Raw genomic sequence first — 24,644 nt, forward strand, 5'->3', positions numbered from 1 at the left:
TCATGAAAAGCACGCAATGGGATTCGTTTCAGCTCTTCCTGCAGGTTGCCCGTCTCGGCGGGCTGACCGGGGCAAGTGCCGCCAGTGGCCTGAGCCCGGCAACGATCGGTCGACGGATGCTCGATCTGGAGCAGGAACTCGGCAAGGCGCTGTTTCTGCGGAGCCAGACCGGCTATCGGCTGACGCCAGATGGATTGGCACTCCTCGAGCATCTGCAGGACATGGAGGCTGCGGCGCGCAAGGTCGAGGCATGGCGGCTTGCCGGCACCCCGGCTGCAACGGTCAAGGTCGCGGCCGGCACCTGGGTCGCCTGGCTTCTGACGACGAACTTCTCCGCCATCCGCAACCCCGGCGATCCCTTCGCGGTTTCGCTGACCATCGGCGAAGCGCGCGCAAGCCTCAGCTATCGCGAAAGCGACATCGGCATTCGCGCGTTCGAGCCGGAAGAGGGAAATCTCGCCGCCCGCCTGCTCGGCGAGGTCGCCTATGCCGTCTATGCGAGGCGAAACGCAAGCGAGAGCGATGAACGGTGGGTGGCCGTCAGCGAAGACGATGCGATCTCCAACTACCTCCGCTGGCCATACCGCAATGCGGCGGCCTCGATCGTCGCGACCGTGAACCGACCGCGGTCCTTGCCGGAACTCGTGAGGGCGGGGGGTGGCAAGGCGGTGCTGCCTTGCTTCGTCGGCGATCTCGATCCGGAGTTGCAGCGGCTTGGCGACGAGCTTCCGGAGCTGCGTCATCGCCAGTGGATGGTCATGAACAACGAGGATCGGCACCGGCCGGAGATCCGGACCGTTGCCGATCGAATGACGAAGCTGCTCAAGGGCTACGCGGACCTGATTGCCGGAAAGCGGGCGACGCGAAACTAGTTCCGGCGCCGCGCAGCCATCGCGGCCTCGTCAGCTGCGGCCGGCGACGATGACCGGGATCAGCAGGTCTCCCCAGTTTCCGTCGCCGCCGTGATGCCTGGCCGAGCGAACGAGCTCGACGGAGACGCCGGCATCGACTGCCTTCATGACCGAAAGGTTCAGCCGATGCAGGTCGTTTGCGAGCATCCGGATCATGTTCTGCTGATCCGCCGTCATGCTGGTTGATTGTTCTTCTGCGCGTTCCTTGACGCGTGCGAGCGTAGGCATGGCCGTTTCTCCTCCTTCGGTCATTCAGCTGCTGGTTTGAACTGGGCGTGTTCGGTGGATTCGTTCATCGCCGTGGTCGACGAACGGCCGCCGGTGATTGCCATCGAGACCGCGTCGAAGTAGCCGGTGCCGACTTCGCGCTGGTGTTTCGTGGCTGTATACCCGTTCGCTTCGGCATCGAACTCGGCCTGTTGCAGTTCCGAATAGGCCGTCATCTGCCGATCGCGATAACCGCGTGCCAGTTCGAACATGCCGAAATTCAGCTGATGGAAGCCGGCGAGCGTGATGAACTGGAACTTGTAGCCCATGGCTCCGAGCTCCCGCTGGAATTTCGCGATCGTCACGTCGTCCAGGTTCTTCTTCCAGTTGAACGACGGCGAGCAGTTATAGGCAAGCAGCTTGCCGGGATGAACCTTGTGCACCCCTTCCGCGAACCGCCGCGCCTGGTCGAGATCTGGCTTCGACGTTTCGCACCAGATCAGATCGCAATGCGGCGCATAGGCGACGGCGCGCGCGATGCAGGGCTCGAGGCCGCTGTGGACGCGATAGAAGCCTTCAACCGTTCGTCCCGCGGCATAGTCGATGAAAGGCTGGTCGCGCTCGTCGATATCGGATGTCAGAAGCTTTGCGGCTTCCGCGTCGGTGCGGGCGATGACGAGCGTCGGCACGCCCATGACGTCGGCGGCAAGACGCGCGGCATCGAGGTTGCGGATATGCGCTGCGGTCGGGATCAGCACCTTGCCGCCGAGATGCCCGCACTTCTTTTCGGAAGTCAGCTGATCTTCGAAATGGACACCGGCGACCCCAGCCTCGATGTAAGCCTTCATAATCTCGAATGCGTTGAGCGGCCCGCCAAAGCCGGCTTCAGCATCGGCGACGATGGGTGCAAACCAGTTCTCCACAGAGAGACCTTCGCCTTCCGAGGTCTCGATCTGGTCGGCGCGCTGGAGCGTCCGGTTGATCCGCTTGGCGAGTTCGGGGCCGGCGTTGGCGGGATATAGCGATTGATCCGGATACATCGCCGACGCCGTGTTCGCATCCGCCGCGACCTGCCATCCCGAAAGATAGATCGCCTTCAGACCGGCGCGAACCATCTGCATTGCCTGGTTGCCCGAGAGTGCGCCAAGCGCGTTGACGAACGGCTCGTCATGCAGGAGTTGCCAGAGCCGGTTTGCGCCCATCTCGGCCAGAGTATGCCGAAGCGTCACCGATCCGCGCAGGCGTTTGACATCATCGACAGAGTAGGGACGTTCGATCCCATCGAAACGGCCCTCGGGAATGTCGCGATGAATTTTGTCAAAACCTGTCATTTAATCCTCCGTTGCAGAAATGTAGCCTCGTTGGCTCGTTGACAGGATTTACAAATCGGAGGGAAAAGGCCAGAAATATAAGCGGAAAGCCGAGGGGAAACAGGTTTACATGCAAAGAACTTGACAGTCTGTCAGTGTAAGTTTGTCAATAATTGTAAATTCTGGGTGGCTTGGCCGCTGTAAAGGATTGTCGCGTGGAACGAAAGATATTCGCCGGCCCGAAGGTGCGGCGCATCCGTAACGGCCTCGGCGTAACGCAGGCGGCGATGGCCGAGGCGTTGAGCATCTCTCCGTCCTACCTCAATCTGATAGAGCGCAATCAGCGCCCGCTCACCGTGCAGCTGCTGATCAAGCTGGCGGCCGTCTACAAGGTCGATCTGGAAGAATTGCGCGATGACGGCACCGGCAATCTCAATCAGCTGAAGGAGGTTTTCGCCGATCCCTTGCTGGCAACCGAATTGCCCGGCGATCAGGAACTGGTGGAGGTTGCCGAAGCCGCGCCCAATGTCGCAAGCGGTATCGTCAAGCTTTACCGTGCCTATCGCGAGCAGGCTGCGCGCCTCTCCGATTTCACCTCGCTGACCGCAGGCGAGGGGAGTGCGCCGATCACGGGTGCGCGTCTCCCGGCCGACGAGGTGCGCGACCTCTTCGAAAGGCGATCCGCTTATTTTCCGCAGATCGAGACCGCGGCCGAGACATTTCTCGCGGCGTTGTCCGTCACGCGTGACTTACCGTCCGCCCTGCGCGATTGGCTACGCACCGAGCGCGGCATCGGTGTTCGTGTCCTCCCTGTTCATGTCATGCCCGACCTGCGGCGGCGTTTCGACCGCCACTCGATGCGGCTCTTCATTTCGGAGCGCCTGTCGCAGCCTGATCAGGCGCTCGAGATTGCCATCGAGGTCGGAACGTTTGCTCTTCGAGAAGCGCTTATGGCCGAACTCGACGGCCTCTCTCTTTCCACGCCGGAAGCTAGACGGCTCGCCCGCTTCGAGCTCGGCCGATATGCAGCACTTGCCTTGTCCATGCCGTACGCCCCCTTCCTCGCGGCGGCCCAAAGCGCCCGCTACGACATTGATGTTCTCCGCGCCCGGTTCGGGGTGTCCTTCGCTCAGGCCGCGACCCGGCTGACGATGCTGCAGCGGCCGACGGCGCAGGCGGTACCGTTCTTCCTGATGGAGATAGACGCCGCGGGGCACCGGCTTCGCAGGGCGGGCGCACTCGGATTTCCTTCGGTCCGGTTCGGCGGCGGCTGTCCCAAGTTGAACATGCACGCCGCCTTTCTGCAGCCCGGGCAAATCCTTGCCGAAACGGTTGAGATGCCGGATGGCGGACGCTACGTGACGGTTGCTCGGACGCTGGAGGGGCCGAACGTTCCTTTCGGCGAAAGAGTGAGGCGAACGGCGGTGCTGATCGGCTGTGATGCATCCCTCGGGGAGGCGACCGTCTACGGTGCCGTCGCGGCGCAAACTCCGGTCCCGATCGGCGCCGCCTGTCGCCTTTGCGAGCGGCGTGGCTGCCTGTCGCGCGCCGAGCCTCCGGTGACGCGCCCCCTCGGCCTCGACGAGGTGGCGGCGGGTTTGAGCGGCTTTGATTTTCAGTGACGGGAAATCATTGAGAGTGCAGGATTTTACGCTTGTCGGCTTCTAAAATCCTTTCTAGTCTGCGTGCAAAACCAGAGGGCACAAGCCGTAATAAGGGTGTTTGCCGCACGCAGGCGCCTCACAAACAGGAGAGATCATGAGGTCAACAATCGCGAGACTAGCAGCCACTGCCGTCGTGGCTGCGTTTTCTGCTGCGCCGTCGCTTGCGCAGGAGAAGGTTGTAAACATCTATAACTGGTCGGACTATATCGACAGTTCGATCCTTGAGGATTTCACCAAGGAAACCGGCATCAAGGTCGTTTACGACACCTTCGATTCCAACGAGACCGTTGAAACCAAGCTGTTGGCAGGCGGTACGGGCTATGACGTCGTCGTCCCGACGGCGGACTTTCTCCAGCGCCAGATCCAGGCGGGCGTGTTCCAGAAGCTCGACAAGTCGAAGCTGCCCAATCTGTCGAACATGTGGGATCTCATTCAGCAGCGCACGGCGTCCTACGACCCGGGCAACGAATATGCCATCGACTACATGTGGGGCACTGACGGCATCGGCTACAACGTCAAGAAGGTCGCCGAGATCCTCGGCCCGGACGCGAAGCCCGGCCTGGAAGTCATCTTCGATCCGAAGATCGCTGCCAAGTTCAAGGATTGCGGCATCTATGTCCTCGATACGCCGAAGGATGTCATCTCGACAGCGCTGCACTATCTCGGCCTCGATCCGAATTCGACCAAGGCGGAAGATTTCAAGAAGGCTGAAGAGCTGCTGACTTCGGTTCGGCCCTATATCCGCAAGTTCCACTCGTCCGAATACATCAATGCCCTCGCAAACGGCGATATCTGCATTGCCTTCGGTTATTCGGGCGACGTTCTGCAGGCGCGTGACCGTGCCGAGGAAGCCAAGAACGGCGTCGAGGTGAATTATTCCATTCCGTCGCAGGGCGCGCAGATGTGGTTCGACATGATGGCGATCCCCGCCGATGCGCCGCACGTTGCCGAAGCGCATCAGTTCATCAACTACATGATGAAGCCTGAGGTCATTGCCAAAGCCAGCAACTATGTCTTCTACGCGAACGGCAACAAGGCGTCGCAGCAGTTCGTCGACAAGGAAGTTCTGGAAGATACGGCCGTCTACCCGGATGAAGATGTCATGAAAAAGCTCTTCACGATCTCGCCGTGGGATCCGAAAACGCAGCGCACCGCGACACGGCTCTGGACAAAGGTTGTCACTGGCCAATAATCGATCGACAGGCCCGGACGGCAACGCCCGGGCCTTTTCTTAGGCCGATTGCGGGGAACTTCGGTTCGAAAATTTCATACTTCGGGGAACATTATGAAGTCACTTGGCAATATCCGTCGCTCGTTTGCGCCGTGGGCGGACGCGACGTCGAAGCCCTTCATCTCGTTTAAGAATGTGACGAAACGGTTCGGCGATTTCACCGCCGTCGACGACCTGTCGTTGAACATCTATCACCGTGAGTTCTTTGCGCTGCTCGGAGCCTCTGGCTGCGGGAAGTCGACGCTTCTGCGCATGCTTGCAGGCTTCGAACAGCCGACGGCAGGCGAGATCGTTCTTGACGGGACCGACATGGCGGGGACGCCGCCCTACCGGCGGCCCGTCAACATGATGTTCCAGTCCTACGCCCTCTTTCCCCACATGACCGTCGAGAAGAACATCGCCTTCGGTCTGCGCCAGGATGGGATGCAGAAGGACGAGATCGGCGAGCGCGTCTCGCAGATGCTGAAGATGGTCAAGCTGGAAAAGTTCGCCTCGCGCAGACCCAACCAGTTGTCCGGCGGCCAACGCCAGCGCGTCGCATTGGCCCGCTCGCTCGCCAAGCGCCCGAAGGTGCTGCTGCTCGACGAGCCGCTGGGTGCGCTCGACAAGAAGCTGCGCGAGGAAACACAGTTCGAGCTCATGGACCTCCAGCAGAACCTTGGATTGACCTTCGTCGTCGTGACCCACGACCAGGAGGAGGCGATGACCATGGCCGACCGCATCGCGGTCATGAGCCACGGAAAGGTCGTTCAGGTCGCCACCCCCGCCGAAATCTACGAAGCGCCCAACTCCCGCTTCGTTGCCGATTTCATCGGCGACGTGAACATCTTCGACGGCAAGGTCACCGCAGCGACCGGCGGCACGGTCGAGATCACCGCTGACGGTGGCATGATGGTCAAGGTCGCAAGCAGCGACACCCCTTCCGTCGGCACCGCTGCCGGCTTCGCCATTCGTCCGGAAAAGCTCAAGGTAACACGAACGCCCCCCGCAAACCCCGGCGTGAATGCTGCGTCCGGCGAGCTTTGGGACATCGCCTACCTTGGCGATATGACTGTTTTCCATATCAAGCTGAAGAGCGGAAAGGTCGTGAAGGCCTCGCTGATGAATGCTCAGCGGGCCGTCGAGGATCCGTTCACCTATGACCAGGAAGTGTGGATCAGCTTTGCCGAAGACGCCGGCATCCTGTTGAAGGATTGAGATATGGGCAAGCTCGGTTCCGCTTTTTACAACCGCCTCGTCATCATCGTTCCCTATGTCTGGCTGCTGCTGTTCTTCCTGGCGCCATTCTTCATCGTCTTCCGGATTTCGCTTTCGACCACCGCGATCGCGATGCCTCCTTACGAGCCCGTGTTCTCCTGGACCGATGGCTGGGCCGGCATATCCGAGAAACTGTCGGCCTTCTCGTTCGACAACTATCACTACCTGATCGACGACCCGCTCTATTTCAACGCCTATTTGTCGAGCGTCATCATCGCCGGCGTATCGACATTCCTGACGCTGCTGATCGCCTATCCGATCGCCTACGGCATGGCGCAGGCGCCGCGCACCATTCGTCCGACACTGGTCATGCTCGTCATCCTGCCGTTTTGGACGAGCTTTCTGATCCGCGTATACGCCTGGATCGCGATCCTCAAGCCGGAGGGATTGTTCAATCAGCTGCTGCAATCGCTGCACATCATCGATAGTCCGCTGATCATCCTGAACACCAACATCGCGGTCTATATCGGTATCGTCTATTCCTATCTGCCGTTCATGGTGCTGCCGCTCTATTCGTCGCTCGAAAAGATGGACGGAACGCTGATCGAGGCCGCCCAGGACCTCGGATGCACGCCGATATCGGCCTTCTGGCGCGTGACCTTTCCGCTGTCGCTTCCGGGCGTCGTCGCCGGCTGCATGCTGGTGTTCATCCCGGCCGTCGGCGAGTTCGTCATTCCCGATCTGCTCGGCGGATCGCAGACCTTGATGATCGGCAAGACCTTGTGGAGCGAGTTCAACGCCAATCGTGACTGGCCGGTATCCTCGGCCGTGGCGACGATCCTGCTTCTGATCCTCGTTATTCCGATCGTGTTCTTCCAGAACGCGCAAGCCAAAGCCGACGAGCAGGGGAAGTAGGCCATGCTGAAGTGGACCCGTTTCAACATCGCTTCCGTCGCGCTCGGTTTTGCCTTTCTCTACCTTCCGATCGTTCTTCTCGTCGTCTTTTCGTTCAACGAGTCGAAGCTGGTTACGGTATGGGGCGGCTTCTCGACCAAGTGGTACGTCTCGCTCTTTCATAACCAGGCGCTTCTCGATGCCGCCTGGGTGACGATCCGCGTCGGCCTGTTTTCAGCAACCGCCGCAACCATTCTCGGGACGTTCGCTGCGCTCGCACTGGTTCGCTACACGCGATTCCGTGGCCGAATGCTGTTCTCGGGCATGGTATACGCGCCGCTGGTCATGCCCGAAGTCATCACCGGCCTGTCGCTGCTGCTGCTCTTTGTCGCCATCGGTTTCGATCGCGGCTTCTGGACCATCACGCTTGCGCACACGACCCTGACCATGTGCTTCGTCGCGGTGGTGGTGCAGTCCCGCCTGCTGACCTTCGATCGCTCGATCGAGGAGGCCGCGATGGACCTCGGGGCACCGCCCGTCAGGACCTTCTTCGAGGTGACGCTGCCGATCATCGCGCCGGCCGTGCTCTCCGGCTGGATACTGGCCTTCACGCTGTCGCTGGACGATCTGGTGATTGCGAGCTTCACGTCAGGACCGGGCGCCACCACCCTGCCGATGAAGATCTACAGCCAGGTCCGTCTTGGGGTCACGCCTGAAATCAATGCGGTGTGCACGATCCTCATCGGGATCGTCGCCATCGGCGTCATCGTCGCATCGACGATCACCAAGCGCCGTGAACTGCAACGTGAACGGGACGAGCGCGCTGCGGCGAACGCACCCTGATTACTTCGTCGTCCCTTGGGCGGAAGCCGGAACCATGGAAATCACCGGGTCCGGCCAGGAGCCGCCGACGAAAAAGGGGAGGCTGGGGAAGCTCTCGCTTGCGCTTGGCTGCGTGGCGCCGATGGTTCCGGATAGAGCCAGGCCGCTTGACTTGTAAGGGATGACGCCTGTCAGCCCGATCGTCTCGACCGGCCCATCGATGACGGCGGTGCGAATTGTCGCGACGCCATCTGCCAGATCCGCGCTGATGTCGAATTTGTCGAAGGCAAATGACCGATGCGAGACGGCGCTGAGGTCGAAGAATTCCCCTGTCGCCGCCTTGCTGCGAATGGCTTCGGCATCGAAACCGGGAAGCGATCCGGCGAGCGCGTGAAATCCGATCGTGCCGGTCACATCGGCAGGTCCGGCCTTCCACAGCGGAAGCGCGGTGCGGACGGATAGATCGAGCGAACCTGTCGTCAGCGGAAGCGGGCCCTTGAGCTGCAGCCGTTCGATCAGGTTGGCGAAATCGGCGCCGCCGATCGAAAGCTGCAGCTTGCCGCCGCCGTCGAAATCGCCGCGTGTCGCTTCCAGATGGGCAGTCAGCGATCCGCCCTCGAACTGGCTATCGCCGATATCGAACTTGGCCTCGTTGCTGGAAACGATGATGCCGGCGCCGACGTTCGTCAGCTCGAACGGGGCAATATCCGCCCGTCTCGCCGAGAAACGAAGGTCGAGATCCAGCTGCTGCAACGCACCGCCATCCGGCGGTCCGCCGGCTTCGCCAGCCGCGAGGCGCAACGCGAAGGCATCGAACAGCGACCGGAAGTTCATCTCGTCAAAAGCAAGCGTGCCGCCAAGTTTCGGTCGCTTGCCGGGCATGAAGGTGACATCCATGGCCCCGGTGGCGCTCGCCCCGTTCATCCCCAGGCTGACATTGTTGAAACGGAAGCCGTTATCCGCCGAAACCATGTCGCTCTCGATCGAAAATGCCTTCAGCGTCGCAACGCCGGGCAACGAACGGTCTGCCCAGGTGAGCAGCGCCGGGAGATTCGGAATGGTGACAGCCATGCTGCCGGAGTAGCCGAGAAGGTGGGTAATGCTGCCGTCGCCGTCGAAGCGCGCGGTCAGCAGATTGGATGCCAATGATGCGGTAAGCGGCGCGCGCTTTCCTCCAAAGACCAGCAGAGGGCTTGGCGAGGAGAAGTCCAGCTTCAGGTCGAGGCCGTTGGTGCGGGCGATGAGAACCGCGCTCACCGGAGCGGAAAGCTTCGTCCAGCTGACATCGGCTGTCACGCCCTCGAAGTGATAGGACTTCCCGCTGGCGACGTCTGTAACGTCAAGGGTGCCGTCCTCGACCGTGATCGTTCCGACGCGCGCGTCCAGTTTCGGATCGAGCTTCTCCTGGTTGCCGTCGCTGCTGGCGGCATTGATCGCCTTGGCGAGCTGGCCTTCGTTCGTCCAGTCGATCATGCCGCTCTTTTCGCGGGTCAGCTGGAGATTGGGCCGCAGCAGATGGAATTCGTGGAAGCTCGCCTTGCCCCGGATCGCATCGATCAGGTTGAATTCGGCTGAAAGGCTCTCGATCGTCCCGAGCAGTTTCTTCTCATCGCTTTTCTGGCGAACCGAAATCTGGCTGAGCGTGATGCGCGGCGTGGGCCAGAATTCGACGACCGGCCTGCCTGCGATCTCGGCATTGTAGCCGATCCACTTCGATAGCGCGTCCTCGATACCCGAGCGCACCATGCTGGTGGAGATGAGATAGGGGCCGGCCACGCGAAGCGAGACGAACACGGTCAGGGCGACGAGCAGCACCACTGTGGCGAGCCTGGCGATACCAGGCAACCAACGGGACGCAGGCTTCAATTTCTTCCGCCATTGTGGCTGTCGAGACGTACTCATAAGCTTCGCCCGTTTTTCGGCGCTGGTCCGTTAATTTACTGAAATGCCGGATATATCAATTGCCGGACAGTTGCAAATCGATCGCCTTTACAGTCCGGTTTCCATCTTTCTTGCGCGCTGCAGCATGATATATAGGCGACGGAACAGGAGATGCTTGGATGCGTGACGATAAGCCACTCTGGATGCCCTCGCCAGCCTCGATCAAGGCCTCTCCCATGCATGCCTTCATGCAGGCATGCAACGACGCGCATGGTCTTGCGCTGGAGACCTACGGTGATCTCCATGGCTGGTCCGTCGCCGAGCGGGAGCATTTCTGGAACGCCGTCTGGAATTTCTGCGGCGTGATCGGCGATCGCGGCGCACGCACGCTGATCAACGACGACACCATGATCGACGCCCGCTTCTTTCCGGATGCGACGCTGAACTTCGCCGAAAACCTGCTCGCGGGTAAAGGCCATGGCGATGCCATCGTCTTCCGCGGCGAGGATAAGGTGGAAGACCGCTGGAGCTGGGACAGGCTTCGCGATCTGGTGTCGCGCCTGCAGCAGGCTCTGCGCTCCGAGGGTATAGGCCCCGGCGATCGTGTCGCTGCAATGATGCCGAACATGCCGGAGACCGTGGCTTTCATGCTGGCGGCGGCCTCCGTCGGGGCGATCTGGTCGTCCTGTTCGCCTGATTTCGGGGAGCAGGGTGTGCTTGATCGCTTCGGCCAGATCGGTCCGAAATTGTTTGTCGCCTGCGATGCCTATTGGTATGGCGGCAAGCTTCAGGACGTGAAGGAAAAGGTGGCCGCGGTCGCCAAAGGGCTCGGCAGCCCCGTTGTCGTTGTCCACTACGCCGGCGATGCCGAGGCGGTTGCGCGCGAAACGCCGAACGCCACGACGCTGGACACGTTCATTGCTCCCTATGACCCCGCAGAGCTCGAGTTTGTGCGCCTGCCGTTCTCGCACCCGCTCTATATCCTGTTCTCGTCGGGAACCACGGGCGTGCCGAAGTGCATCGTGCATTCGGCGGGCGGTACGTTGCTGCAGCATCTCAAGGAACATCGCCTTCACTGCGGACTGCAGCCAGGCGAAAAGCTCTTCTACTTTACAACCTGCGGCTGGATGATGTGGAACTGGCTGGTCAGCGGCCTCGCCGTTGGTGCCACGCTCTGCCTGTTCGATGGTTCGCCTTTCGCCCCTGATGGCAATGTCTTGTTCGACTACGCGCAGGCCGAGAGATTTGCCGTGTTCGGCACGTCCGCGAAGTACATCGACGCGGTGCGCAAGAGCGGGCTTGTCCCGCGCAGCTCGCATGATCTCTCCAGCTTGCGGTTGATGACGTCCACCGGCTCGCCGCTGTCGCCCGAGGGGTTCACCTTCGTCTACGAAGGGATCAAGGAGGACGTTCAGCTCGCGTCCATCTCCGGCGGCACGGACATCGTCTCCTGCTTCGTGCTTGGAAATCCGCTGCAGCCGGTTTGGCGTGGCGAGATACAGGGCGCGGGCCTCGGTCTCGCGATCGATGTCTGGGATGACGAAGGCTATCCGGTTCGCGGCCAGAAGGGAGAGCTCGTCTGCACGAAGGCGTTCCCGTCGATGCCGGTGATGTTCTGGAACGATCCTGATCGGGCGAAATATCGCGCCGCCTATTTCGAGCGCTTCGACAATATCTGGTGCCATGGCGATTTTGCCGAATGGACCGAGCACGACGGCATCGTCATCCACGGGCGCTCTGATGCAACTCTCAATCCGGGTGGGGTACGGATCGGCACGGCGGAGATCTATAATCAGGTCGAGCAGATGACGGAGGTTGCGGAAGCGCTGTGCATCGGCCAGGAATGGGAGGACGATGTTCGCGTGATCCTGTTCGTCCGGCTGGCTGCCGGCGTGGCGTTGACCGACGAAATGGTGAAGGCGATCAAGACACGGATACGAACCGGCGCATCGCCGCGTCATGTGCCTGCGAAGATCATCGCGGTCGCGGATATTCCAAGGACCAAATCCGGGAAGATCGTAGAGCTCGCCGTTCGCGAGATCGTGCATGGCCGCCCGGTCAAGAACAAGGAAGCGCTCGCCAATCCGGAAGCCCTGGACCTCTTTGCCGCACTTCCGGAGCTGCGTAGCTAGTTAAAATGCGAGCGAAACTACAAGCTTTGACCTTCAAAAGCTGCCTTGGAGCGGCAACTTTTCGTTAAGAAACCTTTGTCAAAGGTGAATGTAACTTGGGGCTGCTTATGAACGAGGCAGCTTGGAGCTCCGGCTCCCGAAACATGATGTTGAGCGACTAAGCCCTTGTTGAACAGCACTGAACTTTACAGGCAGCCACTTCGGCTGCCTTTTTTCGTTCAGCCCGCGAGGACGCGCTGCGACGGGAAGGCGATCTCGACGAGCGTGCCTTCGTTCGGCGTAGAGCTGATCGCGAAGACGGCACGGTTCGCATCGACCATTGCCTTGGTCAGCGGCAGGCCAAGGCCGGTGCCTTCGCCGCGATGGCGCGATTGCGTCGACACCTGGCGGAACGGCTTCATCGCCTGATCGAGCTCGCTGCGGGTCATCCCGACGCCGGTGTCGCGAATGCGAAGAACAACGCTGCCGTTGGCTTCATAGGACGTGGACACCACGATCTGACCGCCCGACGGCGTGAAGCGGATCGAATTCGACAGGATGTTGAGCGCGATCTGCTTGATGGAGCGAAGATCGGCGACGACATCGGGAATGGCTTGCGACAGTGCCGTCCGGATGATGACGCGCTGGCTGTTTGCCTGCGGCTGCAGCAGCGATACCGCTTCCGAAATGGCCTCGTTCAGTTTGACGGCGTCGAAGTCCAGGTCCATCTCGCCCGCCTCGATCTTGGAGATATCCAAAAGATCGTTGACGATATCGAGGACATGCCGGCCGGACCGGCCGATGTCGTTGGCATATTCGACATAGCGCGGATGGCCGATCTGCCCAAAGCGTTCCGTCGCCATCATGTCGGAGAAACCGATGATTGCATTGAGCGGCGTGCGGATCTCGTGGCTGACGCGCGCGAGGAAATCCGTTTTGTGGGCATTGGCGGTTTCGGCCGCGCTCTTGGCGGTGCGCAGGTCGTCTTCGGTGCGCTTCCACTGCGTGATGTCGCGGATGACGGCGCAATAGCCGTTCGACGAGGTGAGGCGGCCCATCGTCATGAAGAGCGGCACGAAGCCACCGGCGGCCTCGCGCGCGATCACTTCGCGACCATCGTTCAGGACGCTCGCGACGCCGTGGCCCGAGAGCCCATTGAGATAGTCGAGCACTGCTCGCTGGCTTTCATGGGCGAAGAGCATGACGAAGGGTTTGCCGCGCGTCTCTTCCTCGTCGTAGTTGAAAAGAGCGCTGGCCGAGCGATTCATCGAGCGGATGTCGCCCTCGCTGCCGATGACGACGACGCCGTCGGTGGCGGTCTCGAGGATCGATCGCAGTTCCTCGACTTCGACCTGAAGCCTTGCGACCTTTTCGATCATCCGATCGGTCGCGCGGGGCTCGGCAGGGGTAATATCCTTCGCCGGCACAGTCGCATCGTTTGCGGTGGGCATCAGCGCCAGCATCAGCGCGCTGGATTCTTCCCAGCGAATGGATTGCAGCCGCGCCGAAACCGGCACAAGCTGGTCTTCCGCGGTGACGAGCATCATGGCGCTGCCCCCGCGTGAATTCCCAGCCAGTTCGTGGCGTTGTAGCAGCGCGTCGATCCCGCCGACGTCCGAAAGCTCCTCGAGCGAGCCATAGCCGGTCAGTCGCATGAACTCCGGATTGGCATGAATCAGGTCATCGCCAGCATGAATGAGAACGGCAACGGGCAGCTGGTCGATCACACCCGCGGAGAAGCCGTCCGTCATCTTCACCCGTGGCGGAATGAAGCTCGCCAGGATGTCCATCTGGCTGACGGTTTCCTCGAGGCCCTCGACGGCGTCGTCTTCTTCGTCAGCAATCGGCTGTGCCGCGCTGTCCGATTCCGAAGGCTCAAGTGCGTCTTCTAGCGGCGCGACAGGCCCGGCATCGCGAACTTCCTGCTCCTCGGGAGCTGCGTTGTCGCTGCCCGTGGCGTCTTCCTCGGTTTCCGATGCGCGAACGCCGAAAGCCTCGAGGCGCTTGGCGATTTCGCGGAAGTTCGCCTGCTCGGCCGAGGTCAGGGTCGGTCCGGCGCCGTGCAGCTGCACGATCTTATCGGTCAGGCGACGGTTTGGCGTTTCGACGATCCGGAGCGCCGGCGGCTCGACACGAACAGGTGCTGCCTCGGTCGGTAGATCCTCGTGCTGAGGCGCTTCGGCGACAGGCTCTGGCTGCAGAGCAACGGGCTCCGGCTGTGCGGTATCCGGTTCTGACTCGGCGGCAACAGGTTCCACCTCAGCCGGTTCGGTGGTGTCGACGACGTCAGGCGTCTCGTCTTCGACCTGGACGGGCGCAGGCTCTTCCTCGGGCTGCGCTTCGACAGGCAGGTCCTCATCGGCTTTCGCTTGTTCCAGTTCCGGAGGCGTTGGTTCCTGCGCCAGGAAGGTCAGGCCAAGCGCCAGCGGATCCTCGGCGGCATCGGCAAGGCGCACGACGCCGAAACCACGAAATCCGTCGAACTCGCGGCTTCTCGTATAGGTCGGCAACGCTGCGAGATCGACGGGAACGGCCAGGCTCGTTCCCTCGATCGGCCAGTTGATCGTCTTTCCCGACCATGTATCGCGGCGGGCCAGCGCTTCGGCAATCTTGCCTTCCGGATCGAGATTGAAGAGGGCGGCGAGGTCGCTGAACGCGACGCCGATGATGTCGGCGGCATGTGGGCCGACGGCCTCGGCGAACTCGTCCGAGACTTCGCTGAAACGCCCCTCGGCATCGATCTTCCAGACAAAGCGGGTCGCCCGGCTGTTCGGCCTGAACACGAAGGCGGCATTGTCGGATGCCTGCACGACCGGCGTCTCAGCCGCAACGTGATCGCCTGTCGTGATTTCGTCTTCTTCTTCGGCGACTGTCTCGACCGGCTGATCCGTTGCCGGATCCGCAGCGAGTTCACTATCGGAGGGCATCGGCTCGGCTTCGGCAGCGACCTCTGCCGCCTCATCCGCAGCGTCCTCAACAATAATATCAGCGGCGTCGGTGGCAGGCTCCTCGATCACCTCAAGTGCCGTTTCCGCAAGCTCGGCTTCTACTGCTTCTTCCGCAACGGCAGAGGCCTCGGCGGTATCGTCGCTGGCCTCGATACGCTCTTCCGGCTCGTCCTCTATGTCCTCGATCCCGGCAACAGCGTCGATGGCGTCGGCGAAGTCCGGTGCGGGGGTGTCGGCAACATGGTTAACAGGGCTTGTGGATAAGTCCGGCGCTTCCAGCGGGTCGAGTCTTCCAAGAACCGTCTCGACGGCAAAAAGGAGATTGAGCGCCGGTGCATCACTGATTCGCCCAACGGCGGCAGGAAGATAGCCTTTACCCGTCGCGACCGGCCGCTTCACCAGACCATGCGTGCTTTCACCCGCCATCGTGGCCAGTGCACGCGCCGTTTGCTGTGTGACGCCGAGCGAGGAAAAGCCCGGCGAAGAGGCGATGATTTCGCCATCGTCGCCGATTACCGCCATATGGGTGTCGGGGTCATCGAGGCCGCTCAGCATCCGCTTGGCGCTGTCGCGCAGGGGCGGTTTCGCCGAAGCGGGCAGGAAGACCAAGATGGCCTGTTCGCCGGAAGAGAGAGTGAGAAGTTCCACTCCCGCCTGAACAGCAACCCGCTGGAACCCTTCCGCGATGCGGATCATGAAGTTGCGGCTGTCGCCGATGGCGGCAAGTTGCCTTGCTGTGGCCTCGAGTTGTCGAAAGGTGATGTCCGTTCGGCTGATGCCCTGTTCGAGAAGGTCATAAACCGCCGAATACCCGAAAAGCGCAGCGCCCGAACCGTTGGCCCATAGTGCGCGGGTGAGGTCGGCGGAAAGCAGGACCAACGCTTCGCCACGCGCAAAACGTTCCCTGACGCGCGGGTGGACGGCGATATCGATGAACGGATACTGGACTGCCGGCATGCTCGCACCTTCGGGCTTCGGGCATTGAAATTAACGCTCTATTAATAACGACAGGCTGCATGAGGGTCCAGCAGAGCCCGGGAGTTTCGAGCGGAAAGGTTAATGCGTTGTGCAGTGCACAATGATATTGCAATGCACAAGGAACTGCTATATATAATGGTCACCTAACAAATGAGGCGTGACCCATGCCCAGACCAAAGGAGCGCAGACCCATGGCGAAAATCGACGACGTTTTTTCGATCTCTTCCTTCGACCCTGCAAAGTTCGCGGATTCTTTCCGTGATTTCGCCGAGAAGGGGGCTCAGCAGTCCCGCGAGGCTTACGCGAAGATGAAGGTCGCGGGCGACGAAGCCGGCAAGACGCTGGAAACAACTGTGCAGACCGCCCAGGCTGGTGTTGCCGAAATCGGCCACAAGGCCATCGATGCACTGCGCGTGAATGCCGAGCACTCCCTGACGCACATGGACGCCCTCCTGTCCGTCAAGTCGATTGGCGAACTGATCGAACTGCAGACCTCGTTCCTGCGCAAGCAGACCGAGCTCACCATCGAGCAGGCCAAGTCGATGCAGGAGACCTCCAAGCAGGTCGCCGAGAAGCTTGCCAAGCCGAGCAAGGAAGCTGCGGAAAAGGTCATGGCTTCCTTCAAGGCAGCCTGATCCGATCACCGAGACGACAAAAGGCCGGACCGTTCGTCCGGCCTTTTTGTATATTGAGGGGAGATAGGGCTTGAATTAATTCTCAAGTCCTCGTATGTGAGCCCCGTCGCGTCGGACGCGATTTGTGCGGTTGTAGCTCAGTTGGTTAGAGCGCAGGTTTGTGGCACCTGAGGTCGGAGGTTCGAGACCCCCCAACCGTACCATTCTTCCACTTTTCATTCCGAATGTGACCAGCTCAGTGCTTCATCAGCAATGGCATTGGCGCGTTCAGCAATAGATAACGCGTGACCCGCCCGAGCAGCAGTTCGAGGAAATAGCTGTGCTTGAAGGCGCCGAGCAGCAGGCAGCTGGCGTTCTCCGAGCGGGCGAAATCGAGAATCGTTTCGCCGACCGAGCGGCTTCCGGAACTGACGGCGACGATCTCAGCCCCGATGCCGATCTCGGCCATCAGGTCTTTCGCCTTGTTTCGCGACACGGCGGTCGGCGTGTCGTTGACGCAGAGGATCGTCACGCGTTCAGCTACGGTAAGCCATTGCCTTGCGGCGGTGACGGCCCGCTGGGCGTGGTTTTGCGGCTTCCAGGCGATCACGACGTGACGCAGCAGGTTGCCGTCATAGCCGCCGCGCGGCGGCACCAGCACCAGCTTCTGTTCATTGAAGATAAGGTCGTAGAAGGCATCCCGGGCGTCGAGGTTGCCGTGATAGGGCGCCACCACGATCGAGCTGTCGTGAGCCTCGCGGGCCATGCAGCGCTCCATGTCGCCGCCATAATCGCCCATCGGCAAGGTTCGCCGTTCCGGAGAGTTGCGTCGCCAGGCCCGGAACACCTTGCTCACATGCTCGAAACGTTCCCGCGAAGACCCTTCCGAGATCTCGCGCAACATCATCAGGTCGATCTCTTCAGGCGCCGTGATCATGCCGACAGGGCGTGTGCCGAGATGGGCTGCCCCCATGCTCCCGTTGATCGAGCGGGCGGCCTGTTCGGCGATCTCCAGGCACGAATGGGCGCATGCGGGATCGGAGAGTAGGGCCAGCACGTCGGCCGGCGCCAGGCGCTGATCCGGGTATTGCATTCCCTCCGGGCTACGGTCGGGTTGCTGTTGTCTCGGTCGCACGGTGAACATGGCGGGATCTGCCTCCACAAACGCAGTCTTGTCTCGCCCTTCCGCGCCAACATCTGCTTTTTGTGATTGGCGGCGCTACTCCAAACTCTACGCCTCTACCCCCTGCGCTGCAACGACTATGTGATCCCTACATATCAAGCGATGTAAGCCCGCTAATGCTGCAAGCCGTCGTTTGCAATTCAGGACGGAGGGCGCAAGAAAGATCGCGCGCTAATCGTTTCAATGCATCACAATTTTGTTCTCTATCGTCATATTGCGTTGCAAAATGTGATTGAGAATGCCATTTCTTAAGCGGGGGTTAATTCAGAGTGATTTTAGAAGGAGAATTGGATGTCCATTTCGCTCAACAATCTGGATGAAACCAAAGCCACGGCCGTATCCACCATCAATATCGCAGCTGCTGTAAAGAATGCTCGCGAGGCCGTTGGTTATTCGATTGACGATCTGGCGGTTACCTGTGGCCTGCTCGTCAGCGAGATCCAGGATGTCGAAAGCGGTGCGGATGTCGATCCTGCAAAATTGAAGCGGATCGCTGCGGCGCTGCAAATAACGATTACGGCGTTTCTTCCAGAGTGACGAATGCTATGGGGCTGGCGGGATTTTCCGGCCGCCCCTGCCACTCTTCGGTCCGGCGATGCCGACCGTCTTATGAACCGGTTTCTTTGCCGGCATCCTGAGTGGCGCTTTTCCCCGACTGACCTGACCATGGAACCGCTCCCTTCGGGCAAGCGTTGTCATCGGCAGCGGGAGAATATCGAATGTCAAAGACACTCTTATATGGCGCAACCAAGGTTGACGAAACGAATGCCGGCTATGCCGCCATCGGCAGCCTTGAGCAGTTTCAATGGAAAAGCCGTGTTGTCGTCATCTTTCCGGACAAGGACAATGCGCGCGCGGCACGCCAGGAAAATATGCTGCTTGCCGATCGTCAAGGGCTGGGTGAGCGCGATGTCGTCGTCCTGAAGGTCGCCGGCGGTAACCTGCGCGCGATTTTTGGAGCCGCCGAAAGTCTGGATGCCGAAGCTCTCGAGCAGGAACTGATCGGCGTGTCTGCCGGCGAATTCGCGGCGGTTCTCGTCGGCAAGGACGGGACGGTGAAGCTCAACGTTCGTGAACCGGTGAGCAGCGGCGAGCTCTTTACCATCATCGATGCGATGCCGGTCAGGGCTGCGGAAGCCGCTGACGCAAAGGATCCGTCTTGAGCCTCCGCCTGATGCTCAGAGAAATATGTTGCGCTCGGCGCTGACGAGTTCCTGCAGAAAATCGACCACGGTGCGGACACGAACGAGATCGCGCGCGCTCTCGTGATAGGTCGTCCAGTAAGCCCGATGGATGGAGACGTCGGGAAGCACCTGTATGAGTTCGGGGTATTGTCTGGCGATATAGTCGTGGAGGATGCCGATGCCGGCGCCTGAGCGCACGGCCTCTGTCTGACCGATCGCGGTCGAGATCTCGAATGAGGCATCCCAGCTGCGCATCACCGCCGAGCTGAAATTGAGCGAGGCTGTGAAAACGAGGTCTTCGACATAGCCGATCCGGGGATGCGTTTTCAGCCCATCGGCATCGACGGGCGCTTCATGCCTTTTGAGATAGTCGCGCGAGGCGTAAAGGCCCAGCGTATAGTCGGTCAGCTTGGACGAGACGAGGCGACCTTGTTCTGGGCGCTCGAGGGTGATGGCGATATCGGCCTCGCGCTGCGAAAGCGAAAAGGAACGCGGTACCGGCACCAGCTGGATCTTTAGCTCGGGATGGCGCTCGATCAGCCGACCCATGCGCGGGGCCAGAAACGAAACGCCGAAACCGTCAGGCGCTCCGACACGAACGGTGCCGGCGATCGCCGTATCGGTGCGGCCAAGATTGGCCTGCGCCGCCAGCATCTCCGTTTCCATCCGCTCGGCCGAAGCCAGGAAAACCTCGCCTTCGGTCGTCAGCTCGCACCCGTTAGTCCGGCGAACGAACAGCCGTGTCTTGAGCGCCTCTTCGAGCGAAGTCAGGCGTCGCGACAGCGTGGCGTGGTTGAGCGCCAGCCGTTTGGAGGCCGCGAGGATCTGACCGGTTCGGGCGACGGCCAGGAAAATGCGAACGTCGTCCCAGTTCATGCTTTGGCCGCCATCGCGATCGGCTCGACATCGACGAGCGTCAGCGACGTCACCATCCCGGCCGTTCCATTCTTGTATTTGAGAAAATGCGGCGTCAGCAGATGCGCCTCATAGGCCTCGCGATCCGCATAGACTTCGAGAATGCGGATCTTGTGCGGACTGTCCTTGATGGCAACGGCACTAAGCGAAAGAACGCCGTCCTCCAGGGCAACGGCTGCTTCGATCTCCTCGGAAAGCAGCGCGCGGTAGGCTTCGAGCTGGGCCGGATCGATCTCGATCTCGGCCATTCTGACGATCGGTTTTGCGCTCACTGAGATCATCCTCTCAAATTCGGCTGGCGCTCTATATAGCTCCGCAGAAGCCACAGTGTCGCCAACAACTTTAATTTTCGCACAACGGTTCCTTATATCAGTTCATTGATTTGTGTAAATTGAAGTGCGATTGTGCGGCATCCAATAAATCTAGAGGAGGCACATCCATGCGTGAGATCGGTCATTTCATCGGCGGCAAGCATGTCGCTGGCACCAGCGGACGCACCAGCAACGTTTACAATCCGGCGACGGGCGAAGTGCAGGCGACCGTTGCTTTGGCGAGCAACGAGGATATGCGCGCCGCTGTCGAGAACGCCAAGGCTGCACAGCCGAAGTGGGCTGCCACCAATCCACAGCGTCGCGCCCGTGTCTTCTTCAAGTTCGTCGAGCTTCTGAACAAGCACATGGATGAGCTCGCCGTTCTCCTGTCCACCGAGCACGGCAAGACGGTCGAGGACTCCAAGGGCGACATCGTCCGCGGCCTCGAAGTCTGCGAATTCGTCTGCGGCATCCCGCACCTGCAGAAGGGCGAGTTTACCGAAGGCGCGGGTCCTGCAATCGACATGTACTCGATGCGCCAGGCTGTCGGCATCGGTGCCGGCATCACGCCGTTCAACTTCCCGGCCATGATCCCGATGTGGATGTTCGCCCCGGCGATCGCCTGCGGCAACGCCTTCATCCTGAAGCCCTCCGAGCGCGACCCGTCCGTGCCGATGCGCCTGGCCGAACTGATGATTGAAGCCGGCCTTCCGGCAGGCATCCTCAATGTCGTCAACGGTGACAAGACCGCCGTCGATGCGATCCTCACCGATCCCGATATTGGTGCCGTCTCCTTCGTCGGGTCGACCCCAATTGCTCGTTACGTCTATGGCACCGCTGCCATGAACGGCAAGCGCGCCCAGTGCTTCGGCGGCGCCAAGAACCACATGATCATCATGCCCGATGCCGACCTGGATCAGGCCGTCAACGCTCTGATGGGCGCCGGCTACGGCTCCGCCGGCGAGCGCTGCATGGCGATCTCCGTCGCCGTTCCTGTTGGCGAAGAAACGGCCAACCGTCTCGTCGAGAAGCTGACGCCGAAGATCGAGGCGCTCCGCATCGGTCCTTACACGGATGACAAGGCTGATCTCGGCCCGCTCGTCACCAAGGAAGCTCAGGCCCGCGTCACCGGCCTGATCGACAAGGGCGTCGAGGAAGGCGCCAAGCTCCTCGTCGACGGTCGCGGCTTCAAGCTGCAGGGTTACGAAGACGGCTACTTTGTTGGCGGCACGCTGTTCGACAACGTCACGCCCGACATGGATATCTACAAGACCGAAATCTTCGGACCGGTTCTCTCGGTCGTCCGCGCCAAGAACTACGAAGAAGCCCTCGACCTGCCGATGAAGCATGAATACGGCAACGGTGTCGCGATCTACACCCGCGACGGTGATGCCGCCCGCGACTTTGCCTCGCGCATCAACATCGGCATGATCGGCATCAACGTTCCGATCCCTGTTCCGCTGGCCTACCACTCCTTCGGCGGCTGGAAGGCTTCGAGCTTCGGCGACCTCAACCAGCACGGCACGGACTCGATCAAGTTCTGGACCAAGACCAAGACGATCACCGCTCGTTGGCCGTCGGGCATCAAGGACGGCGCCGAATTCGTCATGCCGACGATGAAGTAAGAGTACCAGCCTCAAGACATTTCGACCGGCCCCTCGTGGGGCCGGTTTCGTTTTGGCCCGTGCGGCGAGGGGCCGCATAAACGTGATTGGGAATTTCATATTTTGGAATTGTTCAAAACTACCAAAGCCACTATATAGACGACTTACACGGGAACGATTCTGGAGATCGGCATGCGTTTGACGAAACAGACCAACTATGCGGTACGCATGTTGATGTATTGCGCGGCCAACGACGGGCGCCTCAGCCGCATTCCAGAGATCGCCAGAGCCTACGGCGTTTCCGAACTTTTTCTATTCAAGATCCTGCAGCCCTTGAACAAGGCTGGTCTGGTTGAAACGGTCCGCGGCCGCAATGGCGGTGTTCGCCTCGGCAGGCCTGCCAAGGACATCAGCCTTTTCGACATCGTCCGTGTCACCGAAGATAGCTTCGCCATGGCGGAATGCTTCGAGGACGACGGCATGGTCGAGTGCCCGCTGGTCGACAGCTGCGGTTTGAACTCCGCGCTTCGAAAGGCGCTGAACGCCTTCTTCGACGTGCTGACCCAGTACTCGATCGACGATCTCGTCAAGGCGCGGCCGCAGATCAGTTTCCTCCTCGGCATTACCGGCGAGCAGGCGTACCGCAAGCCCGCGGTTACAGCACCCGCTGCCTGAGCTTCGGTTTCCAGCATTCCGCAACCGCAGTCGCCTTGGGTGCCTGCGGTTGTTTTGTTTTTGGGCTAGGCTCCCCGGTTCGCGGCAAGCTTGTGCCGTGTCGTCGCCCCCGTAGGCGAAATCATACCAAATGCGACAAAAACTAGACTTATCCAGTGCAAATATTTCTAAATGCGGCCTATTTTCGGCGGAAAATTACAAAAGTTGTCCGACTGGAAAAATTTTCCAATCGGGTCGTTGATTTCAGCAGATAAATATCGTTCCATCTGCCGCCGATCCGGGTGGAATGCCCGGCATCTCAAATAAAAGAACAAACCTGGGAAACGATCTTATGAAAAAGATGTCTGTCTTGTTGGCCGCGACGGTCCTGGCTTCGGCCATGGCATCCGCAGCCTGGTCCAAAACGCTCGTGTATTGCTCCGAGGGCTCGCCGGAAGGCTTCGATCCCGGCATCTACACTGCAGGCACCACCTTCGATGCTTCCTCGCGTACGGTTTACAGCCGCCTGGTTGAATTCAAGCACGGCAAGACTGAAATCGAGCCGGGCTTGGCGGAGAGCTGGGCCGTTTCTGACGACGGCACGACCTACACCTTCAAGTTGCGTCCGGGCGTCAAGTTCCAGACCACCGAGTTCTTCACGCCGAGCCGCGATCTGAACGCTGACGACGTCGTCTTCTCGTTCGAGCGCCAGCTGAAGGCTGACAGCCCGTGGGCCAAGTACGTCGCCGGCGTTTCCTACGAATACGCTGCCGGCATGGGCTTCCCCGATCTGATCAAGTCCGTCGAAAAGGTCGACGATCTGACGGTGAAGTTCACGCTGAACCATCCGGAAGCGCCGTTCCTCGCCGACCTCGCAATGGACTTCGCGTCCGTCCTGTCGAAGGAATATGCCGACAAGCTGCAGGCTGACGGCAAGATGGAACAGATGAACCAGATGCCGCTTGGCACCGGTCCGTTCACCTTCGTTGCCTATCAGCCGGATGCCGTCATCCGCTACAAGGCCAACGAAACCTACTTCAAGGGCAAGGAAAAGATCGACGATCTCGTCTTCGCGATCACCCCTGACGCTTCGGTTCGCACGCAGAAGCTGAAGGCCGGCGAATGCCACATCATGCCGTACCCGAACGCGGCTGATATCAAGGACCTGAAGGCAGACTCGAACCTCAAGGTTCTGGAACAGCCGGGCCTGAACGTCGCTTACCTCGCCTACAACACGCTGCAGGCTCCGTTCGACAAGCCTGACGTTCGCAAGGCGCTGAACATGGCGATCAACAAGCAGGCGATCGTCGATGCCGTCTTCCAGGGTGCCGGCCAGGTTGCCAAAAACCCGATCCCGCCGACGATGTGGTCCTACAACGACAGCATCAAGGACGATGCCTACAATCCTGACGAAGCCAAGAAGGCTCTCGAAAAGGCTGGCGTCAAGGATCTTTCGATGAAGATCTGGGCAATGCCGGTTTCGCGCCCGTACATGCTGAACGCACGTCGCGCCGCTGAACTGATGCAGGCTGACCTCGCCAAGGTCGGCGTCAAGGTCGACATCGTCACCCACGAATGGGCCGAATACCTGAAGCTTTCCAAGGACAAGGCCCGTGACGGCGCTGCGATCCTCGGCTGGACCGGCGACAACGGCGATCCGGACAACTTCCTTGACACCCTGCTCGGCTGCGAAGCCGTCGGCGGCAACAACCGCGCTCAGTGGTGCAACAAGGAATTCGACGCCCTCGTGAAGAAGGCCAAGAAGACCGCTGACCTCGGCGAGCGCACCAAGCTCTACGAAGAAGCACAGGTTGTCTTCAAGAAGGAAGCTCCGTGGGCGACGCTCGATCACTCCACGGAATTCGTGCCGATGAGCGCCAAGGTTTCTGGCTATGTCCAGGATCCGGTCGGTGTTCACCGCTTCGACGGCGTTGATATCGCCGAGTAATCAAAAATATGCAAAGATGCCCGGCAACCCCGGGCTGGCCGGCGGTCAGGTTTGATACCTGACCGCCGGAACACTAT

20 protein-coding genes and 1 tRNA gene are annotated in these 24,644 nt (G+C 60.5%); 14 read left to right on the forward strand and 7 right to left on the reverse strand.

All coding sequences use genetic code 11. From position 1 onward, the window contains the following. Positions 1-2 precede the first annotated feature (2 nt). Positions 3-872: a LysR family transcriptional regulator gene (locus tag ASE04_RS24655; protein WP_056824204.1), complete on the forward strand. Its 870-nt coding sequence runs from the start codon at positions 3-5 to the stop codon at positions 870-872. Between the two features lie 30 nt (positions 873-902). Here ASE04_RS24655 and ASE04_RS24660 read toward each other — a convergent pair whose 3' ends face one another. Both ASE04_RS24660 and aceA read right to left on the reverse strand, forming a co-directional pair. Beyond that, positions 903-1,139, reverse strand: coding sequence for an SMc00767 family acetate metabolism repressor (locus ASE04_RS24660; RefSeq protein WP_056824206.1), 237 nt, complete (start codon positions 1,137-1,139; stop codon positions 903-905). A gap of 20 nt (positions 1,140-1,159) precedes the next feature. Then, the gene (aceA, locus tag ASE04_RS24665) at positions 1,160-2,449 is read right to left on the reverse strand and encodes an isocitrate lyase (protein ID WP_056824209.1); all 1,290 of its coding nucleotides are present in this window, start codon (positions 2,447-2,449) and stop codon (positions 1,160-1,162) included. A gap of 194 nt (positions 2,450-2,643) precedes the next feature. Here aceA and ASE04_RS24670 point away from each other — a divergent pair, with 194 nt between their 5' ends. The 5 genes from ASE04_RS24670 to ASE04_RS24690 all read left to right on the forward strand — a co-directional run bounded on the left by ASE04_RS24670 (position 2,644) and on the right by ASE04_RS24690 (position 8,257). Next, positions 2,644-4,050 carry a helix-turn-helix domain-containing protein gene (locus ASE04_RS24670; protein ID WP_056824212.1) on the forward strand — a complete coding sequence of 469 codons (1,407 nt, stop codon included), beginning with the start codon at positions 2,644-2,646 and terminating at the stop codon, positions 4,048-4,050. Between the two features lie 136 nt (positions 4,051-4,186). After that, positions 4,187-5,284 carry a polyamine ABC transporter substrate-binding protein gene (locus ASE04_RS24675; RefSeq protein WP_056824215.1) on the forward strand — a complete coding sequence of 366 codons (1,098 nt, stop codon included), beginning with the start codon at positions 4,187-4,189 and terminating at the stop codon, positions 5,282-5,284. 93 nt (positions 5,285-5,377) lie between these two features. Further along, on the forward strand, positions 5,378-6,520 hold the full coding sequence (locus ASE04_RS24680) for an ABC transporter ATP-binding protein (RefSeq protein WP_056824218.1): 1,143 nt from the start codon (positions 5,378-5,380) through the stop codon (positions 6,518-6,520). A 3-nt stretch (positions 6,521-6,523) separates the two neighbouring features. Continuing rightward, positions 6,524-7,435, forward strand: a complete 912-nt coding sequence (locus ASE04_RS24685) for an ABC transporter permease subunit (RefSeq protein WP_056824222.1) — start codon at positions 6,524-6,526, stop codon at positions 7,433-7,435. A 3-nt stretch (positions 7,436-7,438) separates the two neighbouring features. Further along, entirely contained in the window at positions 7,439-8,257 is an 819-nt protein-coding gene (locus ASE04_RS24690; RefSeq protein ID WP_056824225.1) for an ABC transporter permease, read from the forward strand. On the opposite strand, the gene ASE04_RS24695 is transcribed toward ASE04_RS24690, so the two are convergent. Beyond that, positions 8,258-10,138, reverse strand: a complete 1,881-nt coding sequence (locus ASE04_RS24695; RefSeq protein ID WP_056824227.1) for an AsmA family protein — start codon at positions 10,136-10,138, stop codon at positions 8,258-8,260. Positions 10,139-10,296: 158 nt separating this feature from the next. Between ASE04_RS24695 and ASE04_RS24700 the strand changes: the two genes are divergently transcribed. Beyond that, positions 10,297-12,249 (forward strand): acetoacetate--CoA ligase, encoded by a 1,953-nt coding sequence (locus tag ASE04_RS24700; protein ID WP_056824230.1) that lies wholly within the window; start codon positions 10,297-10,299, stop codon positions 12,247-12,249. A 218-nt stretch (positions 12,250-12,467) separates the two neighbouring features. Here ASE04_RS24700 and ASE04_RS24705 read toward each other — a convergent pair whose 3' ends face one another. Next, positions 12,468-16,133, reverse strand: a complete 3,666-nt coding sequence (locus ASE04_RS24705) for an ATP-binding protein (protein WP_056824233.1) — start codon at positions 16,131-16,133, stop codon at positions 12,468-12,470. A gap of 212 nt (positions 16,134-16,345) precedes the next feature. Between ASE04_RS24705 and ASE04_RS24710 the strand changes: the two genes are divergently transcribed. Together ASE04_RS24710 and ASE04_RS24715 are read left to right on the forward strand one after the other, a co-directional pair. Then, the gene (locus tag ASE04_RS24710) at positions 16,346-16,789 is read left to right on the forward strand and encodes a phasin (protein WP_056824235.1); all 444 of its coding nucleotides are present in this window, start codon (positions 16,346-16,348) and stop codon (positions 16,787-16,789) included. Positions 16,790-16,915: 126 nt separating this feature from the next. Further along, positions 16,916-16,992 (forward strand) — tRNA-His (locus ASE04_RS24715). Between the two features lie 32 nt (positions 16,993-17,024). On the opposite strand, the gene ASE04_RS24720 is transcribed toward ASE04_RS24715, so the two are convergent. Then, the gene (locus tag ASE04_RS24720) at positions 17,025-17,861 is read right to left on the reverse strand and encodes a universal stress protein (protein WP_056824237.1); all 837 of its coding nucleotides are present in this window, start codon (positions 17,859-17,861) and stop codon (positions 17,025-17,027) included. Positions 17,862-18,242: 381 nt separating this feature from the next. Here ASE04_RS24720 and ASE04_RS24725 point away from each other — a divergent pair, with 381 nt between their 5' ends. Continuing rightward, positions 18,243-18,488, forward strand: coding sequence for a helix-turn-helix domain-containing protein (locus ASE04_RS24725; protein ID WP_056824240.1), 246 nt, complete (start codon positions 18,243-18,245; stop codon positions 18,486-18,488). A 182-nt stretch (positions 18,489-18,670) separates the two neighbouring features. Next, on the forward strand, positions 18,671-19,114 hold the full coding sequence (locus ASE04_RS24730; protein WP_056824243.1) for a DUF4174 domain-containing protein: 444 nt from the start codon (positions 18,671-18,673) through the stop codon (positions 19,112-19,114). 15 nt (positions 19,115-19,129) lie between these two features. Here the strand turns inward: ASE04_RS24730 and ASE04_RS24735 are convergent, their stop codons facing one another. Both ASE04_RS24735 and ASE04_RS24740 read right to left on the reverse strand, forming a co-directional pair. Next, the gene (locus ASE04_RS24735) at positions 19,130-20,011 is read right to left on the reverse strand and encodes a LysR family transcriptional regulator (protein WP_056824245.1); all 882 of its coding nucleotides are present in this window, start codon (positions 20,009-20,011) and stop codon (positions 19,130-19,132) included. Beyond that, positions 20,008-20,322 (reverse strand): putative quinol monooxygenase, encoded by a 315-nt coding sequence (locus ASE04_RS24740; protein ID WP_056825713.1) that lies wholly within the window; start codon positions 20,320-20,322, stop codon positions 20,008-20,010. Before ASE04_RS24740 ends, ASE04_RS24735 begins: the two co-directional genes overlap by 4 nt. A 167-nt stretch (positions 20,323-20,489) precedes the next feature. On the opposite strand from ASE04_RS24740, the gene ASE04_RS24745 reads away from it, so the two are divergent. The 3 genes from ASE04_RS24745 (at position 20,490) to ASE04_RS24755 (ending at position 24,567) form a co-directional block, all read left to right on the forward strand. Beyond that, positions 20,490-21,986 carry a CoA-acylating methylmalonate-semialdehyde dehydrogenase gene (locus ASE04_RS24745; protein ID WP_056824248.1) on the forward strand — a complete coding sequence of 499 codons (1,497 nt, stop codon included), beginning with the start codon at positions 20,490-20,492 and terminating at the stop codon, positions 21,984-21,986. 171 nt (positions 21,987-22,157) lie between these two features. Next, the gene (gene rirA, locus ASE04_RS24750; protein ID WP_056824251.1) at positions 22,158-22,640 is read left to right on the forward strand and encodes an iron-responsive transcriptional regulator RirA; all 483 of its coding nucleotides are present in this window, start codon (positions 22,158-22,160) and stop codon (positions 22,638-22,640) included. 331 nt (positions 22,641-22,971) lie between these two features. Next, positions 22,972-24,567 carry an ABC transporter substrate-binding protein gene (locus ASE04_RS24755; RefSeq protein ID WP_056824254.1) on the forward strand — a complete coding sequence of 532 codons (1,596 nt, stop codon included), beginning with the start codon at positions 22,972-22,974 and terminating at the stop codon, positions 24,565-24,567. Positions 24,568-24,644: the final 77 nt, after the last annotated feature.

It is taken from the genome of Rhizobium sp. Root708 (genome assembly GCF_001429725.1).
Lineage (GTDB): Bacteria > Pseudomonadota > Alphaproteobacteria > Rhizobiales > Rhizobiaceae > Rhizobium.